Here is an 18,791-nt window from a genome sequence, read left to right as displayed (position 1 = left end):
GGCACATCATTCATAGCCGACTCTTACATCCCCCATAGTTTCGGCATAGACGGCCTCCCTAGCGTCGGTTCTGGTGATCCTGACCCGCTCGGTCGCCGGAACTGGAGCCCCATGTTTACCACCTACCTCCGACGGGAACTCGCGGGCCGCCGCAAGCAGACCGCCATCGTCGCGATCGGCATGGCGCTGGCGATTGCCCTGGTCATCATCGTCAACGCAGTCTCGGCCGGCGTGCAGAACGCCCAGGCCACCGTGCTCGAATCCGTATACGGCGTGGGCACCGACATCACGGTCAGCCAGGAAGCCGTCGCCCCAACCGAGGGCGAGGCCGGCACCGGCGGACCGCAGCGGTTCGACTTCGGCGCCGACGACGGCGCCACCACCGACGGCACCACGAGCGTCAGCCAATCCCGGCTCGAACCCGAACGCGGCACCACCACCTTCGACGCCTCCGCGCTCGACACCGTCACCACCGTCGACAATGTCTCCGCCGCCGCCGCGACGCTCGCCCTGAGCAACACGAGCTTCGCCGGCGAAGTACCCGACATGGCCGCGACCGACTCGACCGATGCCGCAGCCACCGGCACGATGCCGGCCGCGGGCGAACGCCCCGCCGGCGGGCCCGACGGCGCCGGCGGAAGCGCCTTCAGCGTCGACTCCTTCACCGTGCTCGGCCTCGACCCCGCCGATGAGGCCGTCGGTCCGCTCTCCTCGGTGACCCTCACCGAGGGCCGTACCCTCGCCGCAGCGGATGCCGACACCAACGTCGCCGTGCTCGACTCCAGCTATGCGACCACCGCCTCGCTCGCCGTCGGTGACACCGTGACGATCGCCGACACCGACTTCGAAATCGTCGGCCTCGTCACCGCCACGACGGCGGATGCCGCGACCGCTTCCAACGTGTACATCCCCCTCGACGTAGCGCAGACCCTCTCGGGCCTGACCGACCAGGTCTCCGACATCTACGTGCAGGCGAGCGCCTCCACCGCGATCAACCAGGTGCAGTCCGACATCGAGACGGCCCTGCCGGACTCGACGGTCAACACTCAGTCCGACCTCGCCTCGAGCGTCTCCGGATCGCTCTCCAGCGCCTCCGACCTGGTCAAGAACCTGGGCCTCTGGCTCTCCCTGATCGTGCTCGCCGCCGCCTTCCTGATCGCGATCCTGTTCACGATCAGCGGCGTCACCCGCCGCACCCGGGAATTCGGAACCCTCAAGGCCATCGGCTGGAGCAATGGCAAGATCGTGCGGCAGGTGGCCGGCGAATCGCTCGTGCAGGGGCTCATCGGTGGCGCCGTCGGCATCGTGGTCGGCCTGGCCGGCATCCTCGTCATCAACCTCGTCGCCCCGACCCTGACGGCCGGCGCCGCGACATCGACCGAAGCCATGGGCGGCCCCGGCGGCGGACCCGGCGGCTTCGGCGAGGCGGCGGCAGCGGCCGCCACCAGCGACATCCTGCTGAGCGTGCCGGTCACCTTCTCCGTCATCCTGCTCGCGGTCGGTCTCTCCGTGCTGGGTGGCCTCATCGCTGGCATGATCGGCGGCTGGCGTGCCTCGTCGCTGCGCCCCGCCGAGGCGCTGCGCAGCATCGCGTAACCCCGCGGCATCCACTTACATACCTTTATAGGAGAGCATCATGTACGAACTGACCAACGTCACCAAGACCTATTCGCAGGGTAAGCGCACCGTCACCGCGCTCAAGAACGTGAGCGTCTCGATTCCCAACGGCCAGATGGTCGCCATCCAGGGCCCGACCGGCGGCGGCAAGTCCACGCTGCTGCAGATGCTCGGAGCCCTCGACCGGCCGACCGACGGCACCGTCGAGCTCGGCACGTCGAACCTCTCGACGCTCGGCGACGGCAAGCTCGGCAAGATTCGGGCGACCGAGATCGGCTTCGTCTTTCAGGGCTTCAACCTGATCCCGACCCTCACGGCGCAGGAAAACGTGGAGACCGCCCTCGCGCCGCTCGGGATCCCGGCCAGCGAGCGCAAGTCCCGGGCCGCTGAAGCGCTCGCGGCGGTGGGCCTCGGCGAGCGCCTCACCCACCTGCCGGCTGAGCTCAGCGGTGGCCAGCAGCAGCGGGTCGCCATCGCCCGCGCGCTCGTGAAGGAACCGACCGTGCTGCTCGCCGACGAACCCACCGGTAACCTCGACGAGGACACCCGTGACGACATCATGGAGCTGCTCGAGGGCCTCTGGCGTGACCGCGGCCTCACCCTGATCGTGGTCACCCACGACACGGCCGTCGCCGCCCGCGCCCAGCGCCGCCTGCACATCAAGCAGGGCGTGCTGACAGAGGTCGCCTGACCCGCCCCTGTACCATTCGACGGAGTTGAGCGCCGCCGACGGCCGATTATGCCCGGCGTGAGCGCGGCAGCGGTCGATCTCCGTCGAATGGTACGGGCAAGCGAATGGTACGGGCCGTCGAATGGTACGGGCAGGCGGATGCTCCGGCGCGGTGTCACACGCCGGCGAGCGCCGCGCGCAGCTCGGCTGACATCTGCCAGGCGGTGCCGGTCGAGCTGAAGACGCGCTCACACCCGTCGAGTTCGACCGTGACCGGAGCGGTCACCACGGCCGACCCCGACGAGGAGGACCCGACCTGGGCGAACCGCGACGCCACGGTGTCGCAGTCGGCGGCGGGCGCACCGTCACCGGATGCCGCGCCCTCCAGAAGCGCACGGGTGGCGGCCGGCAACGTCACGGCTCCGGAAAAGCCACCGTTGACGATGAACACGGCAGAGTCCTGCAGCTGCTGTTGCAGCTCGGCATCGGCACCCGGGATAGGCTCGAGCTCGCCCTGGCCGGGTTCGACCGTGTAGAGGCACAGCGCGCCGGGTGCGGGCGTCGTGCCCGCCGATTCAGCCACGACCGCCGGGGAACCGTCGGCGACCAGCGGCGGCCATTCGATTTGCTCCAGGCCGCCCCACAGCGGGATCGACCCCTGCATGGCGCAGCCGGCATCAAGAGCTTCACGGCTCGTGATCAGGGTGAGCGGAAGCTTCTCGGTCGCGGTGACCATGAACGAATCGACGACGGCGTGCGTGGCGGGTTTCGTCTTGCCACACACGGTCACCGGCCAGGCCACCCGCATGGCCTCCCCGGCCGCGTTTTCAAGCCAAAGATCGGGCACCAATTCCATGTCGGCCGTGCAGGCCTGATTGAATACCGGCTCGTCATCGGGTTCGGCGAGGGCCGTGACCAGCCGGGTGAAATCGCCCGTGAGCGTCTCGACGGTGACCGCGGACCACAGGCCCTGCTCGTCTTCGACCGTGTCCATGAAGGTGCACCGGTACAGCGTGACGGGGTCGAAGCCGGCCGGCACGTCACCGGCGGCCGGGGCGTCGGGGCGCACCGGGGCATCCGTCGCCGGCTCCGGCGCTGACGGGTAGACCGGCATGCCCTGGTTCAGATTCGGCGCCTGACAGTCCACTCCGGCGACAACCTCGGCGGGCGCCGCGTCGCGCGAGTCGCCGGGGCCGGCCTGGCCGGCGCATCCGCTCAGGAGCAAGACGGCCGCGAACGCAGCCACGGTCACGGTCGATCTCACCGTCGCGGTTGATCTCAGCGTTGATCTCAGCGGGGCGAATCGAATCGGATGCGACATGGCAGACCCCCATCTGGTGCATCTGGTTACGTACTGCCACGCTATCGGGCCCAGGTTACGCGGAGACAACGATTGCGCGATCTCTCCACAGGCCGGAACTGTGCGGGGTTCTCCACGGATGGCTCCCGGACGTGTGTTTCGCGCCGCGGCGGGTCTAGCGTGTGCCCTGTTCGGGATGCACACTGGAGGGGTGACGATGACGGAACCGCAGGTCTGGACGGTCATCGGCGTTCTCGCCGCTGCCCTGTTCGGCACGATCGCGGCCCTGACCGGTCAGGTCAACCGCACCATCACGGTTCAAATCGGCGGACTGCGGAACGAGATGCAGGCCGAATTCCGCGGGCTGCGCGCCGAGATGACCGCCGAATTCGCCGTTGTGCGGGCCGAGATGAGGGCAGACCGGGCCGAGATGAGAGCCAGCCTGGCCGAGGTCAGCGCGCGCATCGATGTCCTCGACCGTGACGTGCAGTCACTCATCGATCGCGAGTTCGGCACCGACTCCTAACCCTGCCGTCGGGCGCGCCGGGCTCGGTGGCGCGCGACGTTCGGCAAGAGAGGGAGAATAGCGGGGTGCCTCATACCCTGCTTGCCCTCTTCGATCTGGAGGGCTCCGCACCGGAATCGGCACCGGCACCCGCGGCCCTGCCGCAGTTCATCGCCCCGCACACGCTGCGCATCGTCGCCGATTCCACCGACCGCGTCGCCTGGATGCGCGCCCGCAACCAGGGCATCACGGCAACGGATGTCGCCAAACTCGCGACCCCCAAATCCGTGCAGAACGCCGCCAACGACAAAATGAACCGGTCGAACTTCGGCGGCAATACTTTCACCGACCACGGTCGTGCGCGCGAACCCGTGATCGCCGACTGGGTTCTGCAGAACTACGGCATCGAGCCCAGTACCAACCTCTTTCATGCCGCCGACGCGCCTCGCCATCTGGCGACCCCCGACGGCGTGGGCCCTGGCACCGCGGGAACCCTTGAGCTGTGCGAGATCAAGACCACGAGCAAGGCGTGGCGCAGCATTCCCCGCAACTACCTGCGCCAGGTCTGGTGGCAGCAGTACGTGCTCGGCGCCGACCGCACCCTGCTGGTGTGGGAGCAGCACGAGAACTTCGTGCCCATCAGCGACGTGCCCGAGTTTCAGTGGATCGAGCGGGACGAGGACCAGATCGCGATCCTGGTCGGTTTTGCCAACGACCTGATCGAGATTCTGAACCGCCAGGCCACCGAGCGAGCCGCCCGACGCGGGGTGCCGCACCGGGCTCCGGAGGGCGACCGCCACGGCGGCCCCGACAATCCCTACAACGACCGGTAACCGCGTCGGCGGGTGCATGCGCCAGACTGGGCCTCATGCTGACTTTCAGAGAGATGCCCACGACCATGCGTGCCCTCGTGATCGACCAGACGGGAGATGCCGACGAGCTGCACCTTGCCTCCGTGCCCACCCCCACGGCCATCTTCGATGAACTCATCGTGCGCGTGATGGCCGCGAGCGTGAACCCGATCGACGCGAAGATTCGCGCGGGCAAGGGTGCCGCCTCCGAGATCGCCGGTTTCCCCGCGATCCTCGGCTACGACTTCAGCGGCGTTGTCGTCACCTCGCCCTATCCCGCGTTCCACCTGCAGCCGGGCGACGCCGTCTACGGCATGACCCGTTTTCCCCGCACGAATGGCAGCTTCGCCGAATACCTTGCCGTCACGGCGCTCAGCGTCGCCCGCAAACCGGCCCGGCTGAGCCACGTCGAGGCGGCGGCCGTGCCGCTCGCCGCGCTCACGGCGTGGGGCATGGTCGTCGAAACGGCCCAGGCAGCGGCCGGGCAGCGGATGCTCATCCACGCTGGCAGCGGCGGCGTCGGCCACTTCGCGGTGCAGTTCGCCCACACCCAGGGCGCCCAGGTCACGGCCACGGGATCGACCCGCAACCTTGAGTTCCTGCGGGAGCTCGGTGCCGACGAGGTCTTCGACTACACCGCGGGCCGTTTCGATGAGCAGCTGAGCGGCTTCGACACCGTGATCGACCTGATCGGCAACGTGCACGACAACACCGGCACCCGGTCCCTCGCGGTGCTGAAGCCCGACGGCCTGCTCGTCAACGCGCCGACCGGCAGCTGGCCCACCATGGCCGATGACGCCGCGGCCGCCGGCGTGCGGGCGACCGGCTTTCGAGTGTCTTCCGACCGGCACACCCTCGAGAAGATCTCCGAGCTGCTCGACGCCGGCCTGGTGCGCGCACACGTGGACCGGGTCTTCGACCTGGCCGAGGGGGCATCCGCCCACCGACAGATCGAGCAGGGCCACACCCGCGGCAAGATCGTGCTGCGGGTCTGCGAGTAGCCGCGCGTCAGTCGGCGCGGTGCGTCGGCATCCGGTGTCGACGCCGCCCGCGCACCCCGGTCACGATGCCGCGCCCGATCGACCAGCCGGCGTAGAGAAACAGCAGGCCCGCGCCGAGCGGGATGATCCAGGCCTGATTCACCCCGTTGACCGCATTGTTGACGTATCCCACGAACGGCAGCGAGTACCAGAGGCGACCCTGGATCTGCTCGGCCAGCACCACATCGGCGTCGGGATCGCTGTTGTTGTCGCCCTGAAAGATGAAGCTGCGCTCACCGTTCGAACTCGAGATGACCTGGGTGATGCGGTGGGTGATCACCCCGGGCTCACCGGATCGGATCTGGTAGGTCGCCACGTCGCCGATCTGCAGCGTATCGGGGTCGACCGGGGCGACGACGATGAGGGTTCCCGGCGGCAGGCCCGGTTCCATCGAGCTGGTCAGCACGGTGAGCGGGATCCCGCCGGCCACTTTCGGCACCACGATCAGCAGCACGGCGAGGGCGAGCACGAGCAGCAGCACGGCGGCGCTCAACGCCACGCCGAGATAGTGCCCCAGGCCGCGGTGCTGGTCACCTCGACCGCGTGTGACCGAGCGGATGCCCGCCATGATTCCTCCCCGTGCCCAGTCTGGCGCACTCGGCGGCACCACGGATGTCGTGTGCCACCCGTGCGATCACGCCGGCGCCCACGAACAACGCAGCGAGCACGAGCAGGGGCAGTGCCTGGGGCACACCCGTGAGCGGCAGTACGGGCCGATGGCCCGGGTCAGCCACCCCCTCAGCGGTCGGCGCGACGACCGGCACGAGCACGCCGCCGTCATCGCACGCGGACTCCGGCCGAACACCGGCCGCGTCCTGCCGCATCGTGACGAGAAAGTTCAGGGTGGCCCACCCGTTTTGTCCCGTGAGCCCCGTCGCGTCCGCCATGGTGAACGTCACCACGATTCGCACCGTCTCGCCGGCCGCCAGGCTGCCGGTGGAAACCAGGGTGCGGCATCCGTCGGCGGCGGCCAGCGTGGTGGTGGCGGCCGCGCCGGTAGCGGAATTCCACGTCGCCAGCGAGACGACCCCGGCGAAGACCGGGTCGGAGACGACCAGGTCACGCGTGCTGATGCGCAGCGAGGCCGCCGAATCGGTCGGGTTCTTCACCCACAGCGTCGCCGACTGCGAACCCCGCGGAATGAGCAGGCCGAGGTCGTCGAACAGGCCACCGGGAAGGGTCTCGGAAAACGTCACGCCATCGGTGCTGAGGGTCAGGTCGATCGGCGCCGCCGTGGCAGACGGGACACCGATCGTGAGGGCGAGCAGAGCCGTCACGGCCACCGCCAGCACGGCGCGTGCCGCCCGGCCACGGGTGCCGGCCATGGTCAGCCCACCCGCCAGATGGTGAAGACCTGGGCGGCTTCATTGGCGTCCGTACACGTCAGCATCACCAGGGTCGAACCGGACACGGTCAGGCACTGATCGCCGCCGTTAGTGAAGCTGAACTGGCCGTTCTGGCCGAACTCAGCCGACCACTTCTGCCAGCTGGAGGCGGAGCTGTAGGTCGCTGCACGCACGGGAGAGTTCGAGCGATCCCAGGCCACGTTGGTTGACGCGCCGAGCACCGAGTAGCTCCATGAATTATGCGACGAACGCAGCGTGTACTTCCACGCCTGCGCGGCGGACCCGTTGCAGGCCGCCATCGTGAGCGGCGTTCCAGCCGTTCCGCCCGCGACGCAGAGGCCGTTGTTGCGCACCTGGTAGGTCGCGTTTTCCGAAGGCAGCGACGACGTCTCGGCGGTCGTCGACGGTGACTTCGCTGACGCATTGCCGGCCGCATCGACGGCCTGCACGGTATAACTGTGCGTCGACCCGACGCTGAGTCCGGTGTCGGTGAACACGACCGTGGCCCCGCTTGCGGTCGACGTCGCCGTGCCGACCGGCGTCGTTCCGCCGTCACGATAGACGTTGTAGGTGAGCTGGCCGCCTTCGGGGGCCCTCCAGTCCATGGTGATGCTGGCATCCGTCACAGAATTGATGCAGGGCCGGCCGGGTGCCCGGGGTGCCACGTTATCGGTCAGGGTCTGCACGGCGGTCGCGGCCGGGGCCGCCGCCGTCCAGGTACCCGCCGCGGCGCTGAGGCTCAGCTGTGCGGTCACGGTTTGTTTCGTGCTGGTCGCTGTGACGGCGGAGGGAAGAGTCGCACTGACGCAGTACGTCGCGGAGGCACCGGCGGCGAGGGTTCCCGTGAGATTTCTCGTGGTCAAACTCCATGATCCCGTCGTGGCGCTCGCTGGGATGGTACCCGCGCAGGGGCTCGTGGCGGCGTTCCAGGTACTGACCGAGACCTTCGAGGCCAGCGATCCGCTGCTGGAGGCGACGCTGAGTACGGCCGTGTATGTCGCGGGCACGTTTCCGTTCACGATGGTGACCGGCTTCACAATTGTCTGCGCCTGTGAGGTGTAGTCGATGTCCAGCGCGGCGAAGCCGGTCTGGCTGACGCTGACCTTTCCCGAGGCGACGGATGCGGTGGTGCTGGCGAAAGTAGACCAGGTCGCCTGGGCGGTACCCGCGCCAGCGAGCGCGATGGCGATCGCGGCCGCGCCGATCAGCAGTGCGCGGGAGGTGCGGGTGCGGTGTTGTGGGAACATGGTCAGTTCTGGATTCCGGTGATGACCAGGGCAAAGTTTGTGGCGGAATTGCTGGACGCGGCCGGCGCGTTCATCGGCAGAGTGGCCTGAACGCACAGGGTCGCGGATCCGCCAATCGGCAGGGTCGAAGAGAAGCTGTCGCTCGCCGGGCCGGCGAAGGTCTTGGTCCACGTCGCCGCCGTGGCGGCGGTGCAGGCGGTGGGCGAGTCGACGACCGCGACGCCCACGGTGAGGACACCGGAGAGGGCGGTGGTGGTGGCGGGCGGCGTCAGGCTCGGAAAGAGCACGAGCGGCACGTCGCCGGTATTGGTGACGGTCACCGCTGCCGCCAGGGTGAGCCCGGGGTAAAGGAGGGTCGTCGGCAGGCTGAGGGCCGAGACTGTCAGGGTCGCCGAGCCGCTCGAAATCGTCGAGGCCGGGATGGGGGCCCGCGAACTCAGCCGCGCGTACGTGCCGCCGGACGAGACCACGACCATGCAGAGCGTGAGCGCGAGCATCGCGGCGGTGAGGAGCATCGACCGCACCGACAGCGCAGAGAAAAAGCCACGGCGGGAGGGCGAGTGGCGTCCATGAATCATGGAAACCACCGCCCTTTCCGTCGTGGCGTATTGCTGGTTAGGTGTTTAGAGAGGTGGGCGTGCCTGCCCGGGGGGAGGCAGACACGCCGGTCGGTGGGAGCAGCCCGTGGGGCTTACTTCTGGGTGAGGGTCAGTGCCATGTCGGACAGGTCGACCGAGCCGAGCATGGTGTCGTTTTCGAAACCGGCAACCGCATTCTGCGGAAAATCAATCGTCACCGTGACGTCGACTGCCTCCGTGACGCCCGTGGCGCCAGCGGTGATGGTGGTCACATTGTCCGCGGACACGACGCCGATGCCGGTGCCGTCTGCCGCCAGCACAGCCCCTTTTTGGAGATAGAGGGCGAGCGCATCATCCGCGTCGTTGCCCACCGTGCTCGCACCGATCGAGGCGGGATCGAGTTCGAGGGTGGCGACCAGGTTGTCGCCAGAGGCGGTGATGTTGAGCGTCTGGGTGAAGACCATAGTGTCACCAGGGACGGCCACGAAGTCATCCAGCGTAGCCATGGTCGCGGCCCCATTGACCGTCCAGACTCCAGCCGCCGCGGCTTCGACGTCCAGCTCACCGGCGACGATGGTGCCGCCGTCGACTGTTGCGGATGAGTTCCACAGGGCGAAGGTACCGGCTCCGCCGAGGAGGAGGGCGATACCGGCGACTCCGGCAATGCTGCCCTTGAGGAGGGTGTTCATGAGAATTCCTTTCGCGACACCGGGTCCGGGGTATCGAGCTCTTGCGGACTGAACTCCGACTGGCCTGATGGTCCTCGACTGTTTCCGATCCGTTGATCTGACTCTAGAACGGACAGACAGAGTTGTCTGTCCACCCAAGGCCCCCAGTAAAGGTCACATTCAGTACCTGCAGTATCCAATCCTCTCGCCCGGTTCAGGGTGCTACATCAGTTATTACGCCGTCAAATGGCATTAAATTTAAGCTGGACTCGTTAGGCTCCCTTCACTCATTGTGAAGCGAGTTCTCCCTAGACAGACACGTCTAGTCTCCGTAGCGAACTGTCAGACCCATGCGAGACACTGGATGTGACACTGGAGGCCACGCTTGACCACACGCCCATCGATAGTCTGGTTTCGCGATGACCTGCGCCTCGCCGACCACCCGGCACTGCACGCCGCGGCCGAGCATGGTGCCCCGATCGTCGCCGTTTATGTCCTGGATGAAGAGTCCCCCGGTATTCGGCCGCTCGGCGCAGCGGCGCACTGGTGGCTGCACGGCAGCCTGACCGCCCTCGCCGAGTCCCTCGCGCGTCTGGGCGTGCCTCTCGTGCTGCGCCGGGGAGCCGCCGGGCCGATCATCGCCGAGCTCGCGGCATCCGTCGACGCCGAAGCCGTGCTCTGGAACCGGCGCTACGGCGGCGCTGAACGTGCGGTCGACACCGAGATCAAGGCGGGTCTGCGCGAAAACGGGGTACTCGCCCACAGCTTCGCCGGGTCGCTGCTGTTCGAGCCGTGGACGATCAGTACCGGAGCCGGCGGCTCATATTCGGTGTTCACCCCGTTCTGGCGGGCCTGCAACGCCGCGCCACCTCCGCGGCAACCGTACCCGGCGCCGCAATCTCTCGAGGGGCGGTCAGCATCCCTCGACTCCGACGACCTCGCATCGTGGGCCCTGCTGCCGACCCGCCCCGACTGGGCCGGTGGCCTGCGAGCCGCGTGGGTTCCCGGCGAAGACGCCGCCCACGAGTCCCTCACCACGTTTTTGCGCGACACCCTCCCCCGCTACGCCAGCGAGCGCGATGCCCCGGCCGAAGAGGCGACCTCGCGTTTGTCTCCGCACCTGCGCTGGGGCGAGATCAGCCCGTACCAGGTCTGGCACGCCACCCAGCAGGTGCAGCGCACGGCCACGGGAGCCGACGCGGCGAGCGGCATCCGTTTTCTCACTGAGCTCGGCTGGCGGGAGTTCGCGTGGCACGTGCTCTTTCACGCCCCCGACCTCGCCACTGTCAACCTGCGGCGGGACTATGACGCTTTCCCCTGGCCGCCTCTCGACGAGCGGGCGCTCGAAGCATGGAAGCACGGCCGAACCGGCTTCGCCCTCGTCGACGCCGGCATGCGCGAACTGTGGCGCACCGGAAGTATGCACAACCGCGTACGTATGGTCACGGCTTCATTCCTGATCAAGAATCTCCTGATCGACTGGCGCCAGGGCGAGCAATGGTTCTGGGATTGCCTAGTCGACGCCGACTCGGCCAGCAACCCCTTCGGATGGCAGTGGGTGGCCGGGTCCGGCGCCGACGCTGCCCCGTACTTTCGGGTCTTCAACCCCGAACTGCAGGCCAAAAAGTTCGATCCGAACGAGGAATATATCCGGCAGAACATTCCGGAATGGGCAACGGATGCCTACCCTGCCCCGCTCGTGGATCTGGGCGAGACCCGCCGCGCGGCCCTCGCCGCCTACGCGGAACTGAAACGCCCCACCGCCTGACCCGCGAAAGCGGACCAGGCGGCGGGGCGTCAACCGGCTCAGCTGCCTGACTAGAAGAAGCGAGCGTACGCACCCACGGTGAGGAACGTCGGGAACTCCGGCGAGAGGGCCGCGTCGCGCAGCACCTCGAGCGCGTCGTCGAACCGGTCGGTCGGGGTTCGGTCAAGACCGGCCACCACCTCGGCGAGCACCTGCTCCACCCAGGGGAGATCGATCCGACGGCCCTCGGCGGTGACCGAGTTCTCGTGGATCCACTGCCAGAGCTGTGAGCGGGAGATCTCGGCGGTGGCCGCGTCCTCCATCAGGTTGTCGATCGCTGCGGCGCCCGTGCCGCGCAGCCAGGACTCGATGTAGCGCAGCGCGATGAGCACGTTGCCGCGCACGCCGGCCTCGGTGATCTGGCCGCCGACGGTGGAGATGTCGAGCAGCTGAGCGGCGGTCACGCTAACCTCGGGGCGCAGGCGCTCGAGCTGGTTCGGGCGTTCGCCCAGCACGGCGTCGAACTCGGCCTGCGCGGTCTCGATCAGGTCGGGGTGAGCCACCCAGGTGCCGTCGAAACCGTCGCCGGCTTCGCGCTTCTTGTCGGCCGACACCTGCGCGAGGGCGCGTTCGGTCACCTCGGGGTCACGACGGTTGGGGATGAAGGCGCTCATCCCACCGATCGCGTAGGCACCGCGACGGTGGCAGGTCGCCACGAGCAGCTCGGTGTAGGCCCGCATGAACGGCACCGTCATGGTGATTTCCTTGCGGTCCGGGAAAACGAAGCGGCGGCCGCGGGCACGGAAGGTCTTGATGATCGAGAAGATGTAGTCCCAGCGGCCGGCGTTCAGGCCGGCGCAGTGGTCGCGCAGTTCGTAGAGGATCTCCTCCATCTCGAAGGCGGCGTGGATCGTCTCGATCAGCACGGTCGCGCGGATGGTGCCGTGGTCGATGCCGAGGCGCTCTTCGGAGTACGTGAAGATGTCGTTCCACAGGCGGGCTTCCTGGTGGCTTTCGAGCTTCGGCAGGTAGAAGTACGGGCCGTGGCCGTTCTCGATCTGACGCTTCGCGTTGTGGAAGAAGTAGAGGCCGAAGTCGATGATGCTGCCCGACGCGGCCATGCGGCGGTTGGCGCGGTCGACGAAGGTCACGTTCTTCTCCACCAGGTGCCAGCCGCGGGGGCGCATCACGATGGTGGGCGTCTTGCCGTTGGCGTCGCCGGTCACCGTGTAGTGCTTGCCCTCGGGGCTCGTGAAGTCGAGCTGGCCGCGCACGGCGTCGAAGAGCGAGATCTGGCCTTCGATGACGTTGGCCCAGGTCGGGCTGGTGGCGTCTTCCTGGTCGGCGAGCCACACCTTGGCGCCTGAGTTCAGGGCATTGATGGCCATCTTGCGGTCGGTCGGGCCGGTGATTTCCACGCGGCGGTCTTCGAGGCCGGGGCCGGCGCCGGCGACGGTCCAGTTCGGGTCAGAACGGATGCCCGCGGTCTCGCCGAGGAACTTCGGGTCGCGGCCGTTGGCGGCGTTCACGCGGTTCTTCAGACGGGTGGCGAGCAGGTCGTGGCGGGTGCCGGCGAAGCGCTCGTGCAGTTCGGCGAGGAACTCGAGGGCCTCCGGGGTGAGGATTTCGTCGTAACGGGCACCGAGCGGGCCGGTCACGTCGAGGTGGGGACGGATCGTGGCGAAGCTGCCGGTCGTGGTCTTCACGGTCTTCGGCGCGGTCTGTGCGGGGCGGTCAATGGTCGCCGGGCTGGTGGGGGTCATGGTTTTCTCCTTGGAAAGTAGTAGGTAGGCCCGGGGGTGTTGGGTCGTAGTTGATTGCCTGTGTTCTAACCATGGCGGCAGCGGAAGCGACACGCCGGCCAATCCCAGACAGAAACAACCCAGTTCTTCTGATCCGCGAAACTTTTGCCACTTCAACGAATTCTCATGCCACACTGAGTCATGATGAAGATCGAGTCATGATCACCGCAGATCCCACCGCTCTCGCTGCCCTGTCCGTGCCCGCGGACGAACCGGCCCTCGACGCGCTCACCCTCGGGCGGCGCATCCGCGAGCTGCGCACCGAACGTCGCATGACCCTCGACGCTCTCGCCGCCGCCATCGATCGCGCGCCCTCCCAGGTCTCCATGATCGAGAACGGCAAGCGCGAACCGCGCCTGTCAATGCTGCGCACCATCGCACTCGCACTCGGCACGACGCTCGACGAGCTGCTCACCACCGAGGTCTCCTCTCCGCGCGCCGCGCTCGAGATCGCGGTAGAGCGTGCCGTGCGCGGGCCCGTCTTCGAGGCGCTCGGCCTGCCCCGCATCCGTGTCAGCAAGGGCCAGAGCGACGATACCCTGCAGACGATCCTGAGCCTGCACAATGAGATCGACCGCCTGCATCGGGAGCGGGTGGCTACCCCGGAAGAGGCGCGCCGCGCCAACGCCCAGCTACGCGGCATCATGCGCGAACAGGACAATTACTTTCCGGAGCTCGAAGCCCAGGCGCTCGAACTGCTGACCGCGGTCGGGCACTCCGGCGGCCCGGTGTCGCAGCAGGACATTGCGGACATGGCCGACCACCTCGGCTACTCGCTGCATTACGTGAACGATTTGCCACACTCGACGCGCACGGTGACCGACAAGCGCAACGGCCGCATCTACCTGCCGACCGAGCGGTCATCGTCGCGGGATTCCCGCTCCCCCATCGTTCAGGCTTTCGCGAGCCACCTCTGCGCACACAAAGAGCCCGAAAATTACGCGGAATTTCTGCGCCAGCGAGTCGAGACGAATTACCTGACCGCGGCCATCCTGCTGCCCGAACGCGACGCCGTGCGCATGCTCACCGAGGCGAAATCCCTGCGCCGCATCTCGATGGAGGACCTGCGCGACGCCTTCGCGGTGTCCTATGAGACCGCCGCGCACCGCTTCACGAATCTCGCGACCGCGCGGCTGGACATTCCGGTGCACTTCATGAAGGTGCACGAGTCAGGCACGATCATCAAGGCCTACGAGAACGACTCGGTGCGGTTTCCGAGTGACGCGCTCGGCGCGGTCGAGGGCACCACGGTCTGCCGCAGCTGGACGGCCCGCACGGTGTTCGACGTACCCGACCGATTCAGCGCCTGGTACCAGTACACCGACACCCCCACCGGCACGTTCTGGTGCACCGCGCGGGTCGAGAAGGCCAAGGAAGGCGAGTACTCGGTGAGCGTGGGCGTGCCGTTCGACCACGTGAAGTGGTTCCGCGGCCGCGAGACGGTGCACCGCGAAGTATCGAAGTGCCCCGACGACTCCTGCTGTCGCCGCGCCCCCGGTGACCTCGCCGACCGTTGGGCCGGCCAGTCCTGGCCGGCGGCCCGCACTCCGACGAGCCTGCTGGCCGCGTTGCCGACGGGCACGTTCCCGGGTGTCGACCAGACCGAGGTCTACCAGTTTCTCGAGGCCCACGCCCCGCACTGACCGGTCACCACCGCTGGTTGAGATTTCGGCAGGCTCAATCCGGCGGCAGGCCCGCTTGTGGAGCGGTCGAAACCCCGCAAGCCGACCTACAGTCCGAGGTTCGGCTCGCTAGGTTTCGACCAGCGCGCTGCGCGCGCAGGCTCAACCAGCGGGACCAGCGGGACCAGCGGGACCGGCGGGACCGGCGGGACCGGCGGGCCCAGCGGGCCCAGCGGGTCCAGCGGCTCCAGCGGGTGCCGTGATCGCTAGCCCTCCCGGGTGATCTCGACCTTCACAAACAGCTGAGACCCCGACGACCCGGCGTAGACCCCGCGCAGCGGGGCGACGTCGTTGTAGTCGCGGCCACGGCCGACCCCCACGTGCCGGTCGCCGATATCGATCAGGTTGGTGGGGTCGAAGCCGCGCCAGTCGCCGCAATACCACTCGACCCAGGCGTGCGACTCCCCCGTCACGGTCTCGCCGATCTCGGCCGACGGTTTCGGGTGCAGGTACCCCGACACGTAGCGCGCCGGAATGCCGACCGAACGCAGCGCGCCGAGCGCGATGTGGGTGATGTCCTGGCAGACGCCGCGTTTGTCGGTCCAGGCATCCTTGGCGGTCGAGTGCACCCCGGTGACGCCCTGCACGTACTGCATGCGGTCGCCGATCTCGGAGCAGATCTCGAACGCTGCATCCGTGGGATTCGAGTGCGTGCCGGCGATCTCGGCGGCGAGCTCCGCGACATCCGTCGTCGGATCGGTCAGTTTGGTCTGCCAGGTGTGTTCGACCGAACTCGTCGACCGTGCCGTCATCGCGGCGAGGGCGTCCCACGGCAACGGCTCGGTGTGGTGCGCCCGCGGCCGCACCTCCACGAGGCTGTTCGCGCTCAGGGTCAACTCCTCGTGCGGCACGAGCACCTCGAACGACGACACCCGCGTGCCCCAGTAGTCGAGGTAGGTGTGGCTGCTCGACACCGGGGAGATATCGAGGTGGGAGTGCAGCACGAACTGGTCGGCGGAGCTGACCGGCAGCATCCGCGCCTCGTTGTACGACGCCGCGACCTCGCCCTTGTAGCGATATCCGGTGGTGTGGCGCACGCGCAGGCGGTTCACGAGGCTTCTCCCGTCCAGGTCGGGGTCGCGTGGGTCGGAAAATAGCGCTCCGCGATGGCTTCCGAGGCGGTGCTGATGGCTTTCTGCACCACCTCCATCTGGGCGGGCAGTTCCACGAGCACGTCCGCGACCGGCCGGTACTCGAGCTGGCTGCGAATCCTGCCCAGGATGCGCTGGGCCCGGTCGCTCACACCGATGCGGTCGGTGCGCGGTTCCATCTCGCGCAGGCACTGCTCGGCGCGGGACACCGAGTAGAGGATCGAGCGCGGAAACAGGCGATCCAGCAGCAGGTACTCGGCCGCATTGTGCGCCGACGGCACCCCGCGGTAGGTGCGGAGGTACGACTCGTACGCGCCACAGGAGCGCAGGATCGTCGTCCACGATGGCCCGCTGGCCAGGGTGAGCGAGCGGGTGGAGAGCAGTCGCGCGGTCATGTCGGCCTGTTCCAGGCTGCGGCCGAGGGTGAAGAAATGCCAGGCCTCGTCGCGGCTCGAGCCGGACTCGACGATCCCCACGGCGAGGGCGGCGCGCTCACGCACCCAGGCGAAGTAGTCGTGCGTCTTCTCGAGGGCCACCCGGCGCGGCATCCGCACCTTGGTTGTATTGAGGCACTCCCACAGTTCCGTGGGCACGATCTCCCGCGCCCGGCGGGCGTTCTCCCGCGCCGATTCCAGCGAAAAGGCGATGGATGCGGCGTTGGTGCGATCGATCGCGAGGCTCGCGAGCACATCCTGCCGGGTGAGGCCCTCCTGCAGCGGCACCTCGGAGCCCATCAGCTGCAGCAGCGAGCGGCAGGCCAGGTTCTCCTCGATCCACGGGTCTTCGAGCAGCAACTGCAGGTGCACATCGAGGATGCGTGCGGTTCCGTCGCTGCGCTCGATGTAGCGTCCGATCCAGAACAGGCTTTCGGCGATGCGACTCAGCATGCGCTGACCTCCGGGGTGACGTGCTGGGCGGGTTGCTGCTGAGACTGCTGTTGCTGTTGCTGTTCCTGCTGGTCGCGGTCTTTCGGCCGGTCCTCGGGCGAGTGGTCGACGGTCTGGCCGATCACCGGGATCGACTGCGTCGGCGTGCCGTGAGTGTTCGCGGCCTGCTCGGCCACGAGCCCGGCGATATCGTGGGCGGCATCCATGTCCGATCCCGTGACGAAGTCGCGTTCCAGGCCGAGCACCCAGGTGTCCTTGGAGCCGCCGCCCTGGCTGGAGTTCACGACGAGTTCACCCTCGGGCAGGGCCACCCGGGTCAGGCCGCCCGGCAGCACCCAGACGTCGCTGCCATCATTGACCGCGAAGGGTCGCAGGTCGGCGTGGCGAGGCCTCAGGCCCTCGTCGACGAGCGTCGGGATCGTGGACAGCTGCACCACGGGCTGGGCGATCCAGCCGCGCGGGTCCTTGATCAGCTGGGCGCGCAGTGCGGCGAGCTCGCCCTTCGATGCTGCGGGGCCGACGACGAGCCCCTTGCCCCCGGAGCCGTCGACGGGCTTGACGACGAGCTCGTCTAGCCGGTCGAGCACCTCTTCGAGGGCGCCCGGATCTTCGAGGCGCCAGGTGTCGACGTTGGGCAGAATCGCCTCCTGCCCGAGGTAGTACTTGATGAGGTCGGGAAGGTAGGTGTAGACGAGCTTGTCGTCGGCGACGCCGTTGCCCACCGCGTTGGCGATCGTGACGTTGCCGAGCCGGGCGGCGAGCATGATGCCCGGCGAGCCGAGCTGCGAGTCGGCCCGAAACTGCAGTGGGTCCAAAAACTCGTCGTCGACCCGGCGATAGATCACGTCGACCCGGGTCGGGCCGGCCGTGGTGCGCATCCACACCTTGCCGCCCGAGCAGAACAGGTCGCGCCCCTCGACGAGTTCGACGCCCATCAACCGGGCGAGCAGGGTGTGCTCGAAGTAGGCGGAGTTGTAGATGCCGGGGGTGAGCACGACGATGTTGGGGTCGTCGCCGCCGGCCGGCGCACAGGCGCGCAGGGCCTGCAGCAGTTTGTTGGGGTAGTCCCCAACCGGGCGGATCCGCATCGACGAGAACAGCTCCGGCAGCGTCTGGGCCATCACCCGACGGTTCGAGATGACGTAGCTGACGCCGCTGGGCACCCGCACGTTGTCTTCGAGCACCCGCCAGGCACCCTTCTCGTCGCGGATCAGGTCGATACCCGAGACCTGGATGCGCACGTTGTTGGCCGAGACGATGCCGGCGGCCTGCCGGTGAAAGTGCTTCGAGGAGCTGATCAGCGCGGCCGGGATCACGCCGTCGCGCACCGCGGCCTGCGGTCCGTAGATGTCATCGAGGAATGCTTCGAGGGCGAGCACCCGCTGCTTGATGCCGGCTTCGACGCCGATCCACTCCTGCTGCTCGATGACGCGCGGCACGGCGTCCAGCGGAAATGGCCGCTCTTCGCCGGCGAAGTCGAAGGTGACGCCCTGGGCCAGATAGGAGCTCGCGAGGGCATCCGCTCGTCCGCGCAGATCTTCCTGGGTCATGCGGGCGAGCGCCCCGAAGACATCCTTGTACGCGGCGCGGGTTTCCAGGGGCGTCAGCGACGTCGGGTCGGGGAACATCTCATCCCACGCCGTGGGCGCGCCGCGCCTGGATCGATCTCGTGCAGTGGCGCCGTAACCGGCGAACAGGTCAACCATGATGCGAGCGTACTGCCGACCTGTTGCGAGATTGTTTCGGTAAGCCACGCCCGA

17 protein-coding genes are annotated in these 18,791 nt (G+C 67.9%); 7 read left to right on the top strand and 10 right to left on the bottom strand.

Annotated features, from left to right (window positions below):
- The first annotated feature begins 111 nt into the window (after window positions 1-111).
- The gene (locus D6T64_RS20125; protein ID WP_119976447.1) at window positions 112-1,596 is read left to right on the top strand and encodes an ABC transporter permease; all 1,485 of its coding nucleotides are present in this window, start codon (window positions 112-114) and stop codon (window positions 1,594-1,596) included.
- A gap of 40 nt (window positions 1,597-1,636) precedes the next feature.
- Window positions 1,637-2,308 carry an ABC transporter ATP-binding protein gene (locus tag D6T64_RS20120; protein ID WP_119976446.1) on the top strand — a complete coding sequence of 224 codons (672 nt, stop codon included), beginning with the start codon at window positions 1,637-1,639 and terminating at the stop codon, window positions 2,306-2,308.
- A gap of 154 nt (window positions 2,309-2,462) precedes the next feature.
- On the opposite strand, the gene D6T64_RS20115 is transcribed toward D6T64_RS20120, so the two are convergent.
- Complete coding sequence (locus tag D6T64_RS20115; RefSeq protein ID WP_119976445.1) at window positions 2,463-3,608, bottom strand: hypothetical protein; 1,146 nt, start codon at window positions 3,606-3,608, stop codon at window positions 2,463-2,465.
- A gap of 190 nt (window positions 3,609-3,798) precedes the next feature.
- On the opposite strand from D6T64_RS20115, the gene D6T64_RS20110 reads away from it, so the two are divergent.
- From D6T64_RS20110 to D6T64_RS20100, 3 genes are all read left to right on the top strand, one after another.
- Window positions 3,799-4,113, top strand: a complete 315-nt coding sequence (locus tag D6T64_RS20110; protein ID WP_377010875.1) for a hypothetical protein — start codon at window positions 3,799-3,801, stop codon at window positions 4,111-4,113.
- Between the two features lie 65 nt (window positions 4,114-4,178).
- Window positions 4,179-4,925: a YqaJ viral recombinase family protein gene (locus D6T64_RS20105; RefSeq protein WP_377010878.1), complete on the top strand. Its 747-nt coding sequence runs from the start codon at window positions 4,179-4,181 to the stop codon at window positions 4,923-4,925.
- 35 nt (window positions 4,926-4,960) lie between these two features.
- Window positions 4,961-5,944 carry an NADP-dependent oxidoreductase gene (locus tag D6T64_RS20100; RefSeq protein WP_233551454.1) on the top strand — a complete coding sequence of 328 codons (984 nt, stop codon included), beginning with the start codon at window positions 4,961-4,963 and terminating at the stop codon, window positions 5,942-5,944.
- A 7-nt stretch (window positions 5,945-5,951) separates the two neighbouring features.
- On the opposite strand, the gene D6T64_RS20095 is transcribed toward D6T64_RS20100, so the two are convergent.
- From D6T64_RS20095 to D6T64_RS20075, 5 genes are all read right to left on the bottom strand, one after another.
- Window positions 5,952-6,551, bottom strand: coding sequence for a signal peptidase I (locus D6T64_RS20095; protein ID WP_119976443.1), 600 nt, complete (start codon window positions 6,549-6,551; stop codon window positions 5,952-5,954).
- Complete coding sequence (locus tag D6T64_RS20090; RefSeq protein WP_119976442.1) at window positions 6,514-7,308, bottom strand: hypothetical protein; 795 nt, start codon at window positions 7,306-7,308, stop codon at window positions 6,514-6,516. Before D6T64_RS20090 ends, D6T64_RS20095 begins: the two co-directional genes overlap by 38 nt.
- Before the next feature lie 2 nt (window positions 7,309-7,310).
- Window positions 7,311-8,576, bottom strand: coding sequence for a hypothetical protein (locus D6T64_RS20085; protein ID WP_119976441.1), 1,266 nt, complete (start codon window positions 8,574-8,576; stop codon window positions 7,311-7,313).
- Between the two features lie 2 nt (window positions 8,577-8,578).
- Window positions 8,579-9,091, bottom strand: a complete 513-nt coding sequence (locus D6T64_RS20080; protein WP_147364624.1) for a hypothetical protein — start codon at window positions 9,089-9,091, stop codon at window positions 8,579-8,581.
- A gap of 176 nt (window positions 9,092-9,267) precedes the next feature.
- The gene (locus D6T64_RS20075) at window positions 9,268-9,843 is read right to left on the bottom strand and encodes an alternate-type signal peptide domain-containing protein (protein ID WP_119976439.1); all 576 of its coding nucleotides are present in this window, start codon (window positions 9,841-9,843) and stop codon (window positions 9,268-9,270) included.
- A 364-nt stretch (window positions 9,844-10,207) separates the two neighbouring features.
- Here D6T64_RS20075 and D6T64_RS20070 point away from each other — a divergent pair, with 364 nt between their 5' ends.
- Window positions 10,208-11,590: a cryptochrome/photolyase family protein gene (locus D6T64_RS20070; RefSeq protein ID WP_119976438.1), complete on the top strand. Its 1,383-nt coding sequence runs from the start codon at window positions 10,208-10,210 to the stop codon at window positions 11,588-11,590.
- A gap of 50 nt (window positions 11,591-11,640) precedes the next feature.
- On the opposite strand, the gene aceB is transcribed toward D6T64_RS20070, so the two are convergent.
- Window positions 11,641-13,332, bottom strand: coding sequence for a malate synthase A (aceB, locus tag D6T64_RS20065; protein ID WP_119976437.1), 1,692 nt, complete (start codon window positions 13,330-13,332; stop codon window positions 11,641-11,643).
- Between the two features lie 197 nt (window positions 13,333-13,529).
- Between aceB and D6T64_RS20060 the strand changes: the two genes are divergently transcribed.
- The gene (locus D6T64_RS20060; protein ID WP_119976436.1) at window positions 13,530-15,014 is read left to right on the top strand and encodes a helix-turn-helix transcriptional regulator; all 1,485 of its coding nucleotides are present in this window, start codon (window positions 13,530-13,532) and stop codon (window positions 15,012-15,014) included.
- A gap of 245 nt (window positions 15,015-15,259) precedes the next feature.
- On the opposite strand, the gene D6T64_RS20050 is transcribed toward D6T64_RS20060, so the two are convergent.
- Genes D6T64_RS20050 through D6T64_RS20040 form a run of 3 tightly spaced genes read right to left on the bottom strand, consistent with a single transcriptional unit; the run spans window position 15,260 to window position 18,737 of the window.
- Window positions 15,260-16,105: a transglutaminase family protein gene (locus tag D6T64_RS20050; RefSeq protein ID WP_119976435.1), complete on the bottom strand. Its 846-nt coding sequence runs from the start codon at window positions 16,103-16,105 to the stop codon at window positions 15,260-15,262.
- A complete protein-coding gene (locus D6T64_RS20045; protein WP_119976434.1) occupies window positions 16,102-17,031 on the bottom strand; it encodes an alpha-E domain-containing protein in 930 nt (309 codons plus the stop codon). Before D6T64_RS20045 ends, D6T64_RS20050 begins: the two co-directional genes overlap by 4 nt.
- The gene (locus D6T64_RS20040; RefSeq protein WP_119976433.1) at window positions 17,025-18,737 is read right to left on the bottom strand and encodes a circularly permuted type 2 ATP-grasp protein; all 1,713 of its coding nucleotides are present in this window, start codon (window positions 18,735-18,737) and stop codon (window positions 17,025-17,027) included. The genes D6T64_RS20045 and D6T64_RS20040 overlap by 7 nt, the downstream gene beginning before the upstream one ends.
- Window positions 18,738-18,791: the final 54 nt, after the last annotated feature.

The sequence above is a fragment of the Cryobacterium melibiosiphilum genome, assembly GCF_003602235.1.
Lineage (GTDB): Bacteria > Actinomycetota > Actinomycetes > Actinomycetales > Microbacteriaceae > Cryobacterium > Cryobacterium melibiosiphilum.
This window is presented reverse-complemented; position numbering and strand designations above follow the sequence as displayed.

Bases quoted from the DNA above. Each gene is read 5' to 3' on its own strand.
- D6T64_RS20125 (WP_119976447.1), top strand. From the start codon at position 112: ATGTTTACCACCTACCTCCGACGGGAACTCGCGGGCCGCCGCAAGCAG.
- D6T64_RS20120 (WP_119976446.1), top strand. From the start codon at position 1,637: ATGTACGAACTGACCAACGTCACCAAGACCTATTCGCAGGGTAAGCGC.
- D6T64_RS20115 (WP_119976445.1), bottom strand. From the start codon at position 3,608: ATGTCGCATCCGATTCGATTCGCCCCGCTGAGATCAACGCTGAGATCA.
- D6T64_RS20100 (WP_233551454.1), top strand. From the start codon at position 4,961: ATGCTGACTTTCAGAGAGATGCCCACGACCATGCGTGCCCTCGTGATC.
- D6T64_RS20095 (WP_119976443.1), bottom strand. From the start codon at position 6,551: ATGGCGGGCATCCGCTCGGTCACACGCGGTCGAGGTGACCAGCACCGC.
- D6T64_RS20090 (WP_119976442.1), bottom strand. From the start codon at position 7,308: ATGGCCGGCACCCGTGGCCGGGCGGCACGCGCCGTGCTGGCGGTGGCC.
- D6T64_RS20085 (WP_119976441.1), bottom strand. From the start codon at position 8,576: ATGTTCCCACAACACCGCACCCGCACCTCCCGCGCACTGCTGATCGGC.
- D6T64_RS20080 (WP_147364624.1), bottom strand. From the start codon at position 9,091: ATGCTCCTCACCGCCGCGATGCTCGCGCTCACGCTCTGCATGGTCGTG.
- D6T64_RS20075 (WP_119976439.1), bottom strand. From the start codon at position 9,843: ATGAACACCCTCCTCAAGGGCAGCATTGCCGGAGTCGCCGGTATCGCC.
- aceB (WP_119976437.1), bottom strand. From the start codon at position 13,332: ATGACCCCCACCAGCCCGGCGACCATTGACCGCCCCGCACAGACCGCG.
- D6T64_RS20060 (WP_119976436.1), top strand. From the start codon at position 13,530: ATGATCACCGCAGATCCCACCGCTCTCGCTGCCCTGTCCGTGCCCGCG.
- D6T64_RS20045 (WP_119976434.1), bottom strand. From the start codon at position 17,031: ATGCTGAGTCGCATCGCCGAAAGCCTGTTCTGGATCGGACGCTACATC.
- D6T64_RS20040 (WP_119976433.1), bottom strand. From the start codon at position 18,737: ATGGTTGACCTGTTCGCCGGTTACGGCGCCACTGCACGAGATCGATCC.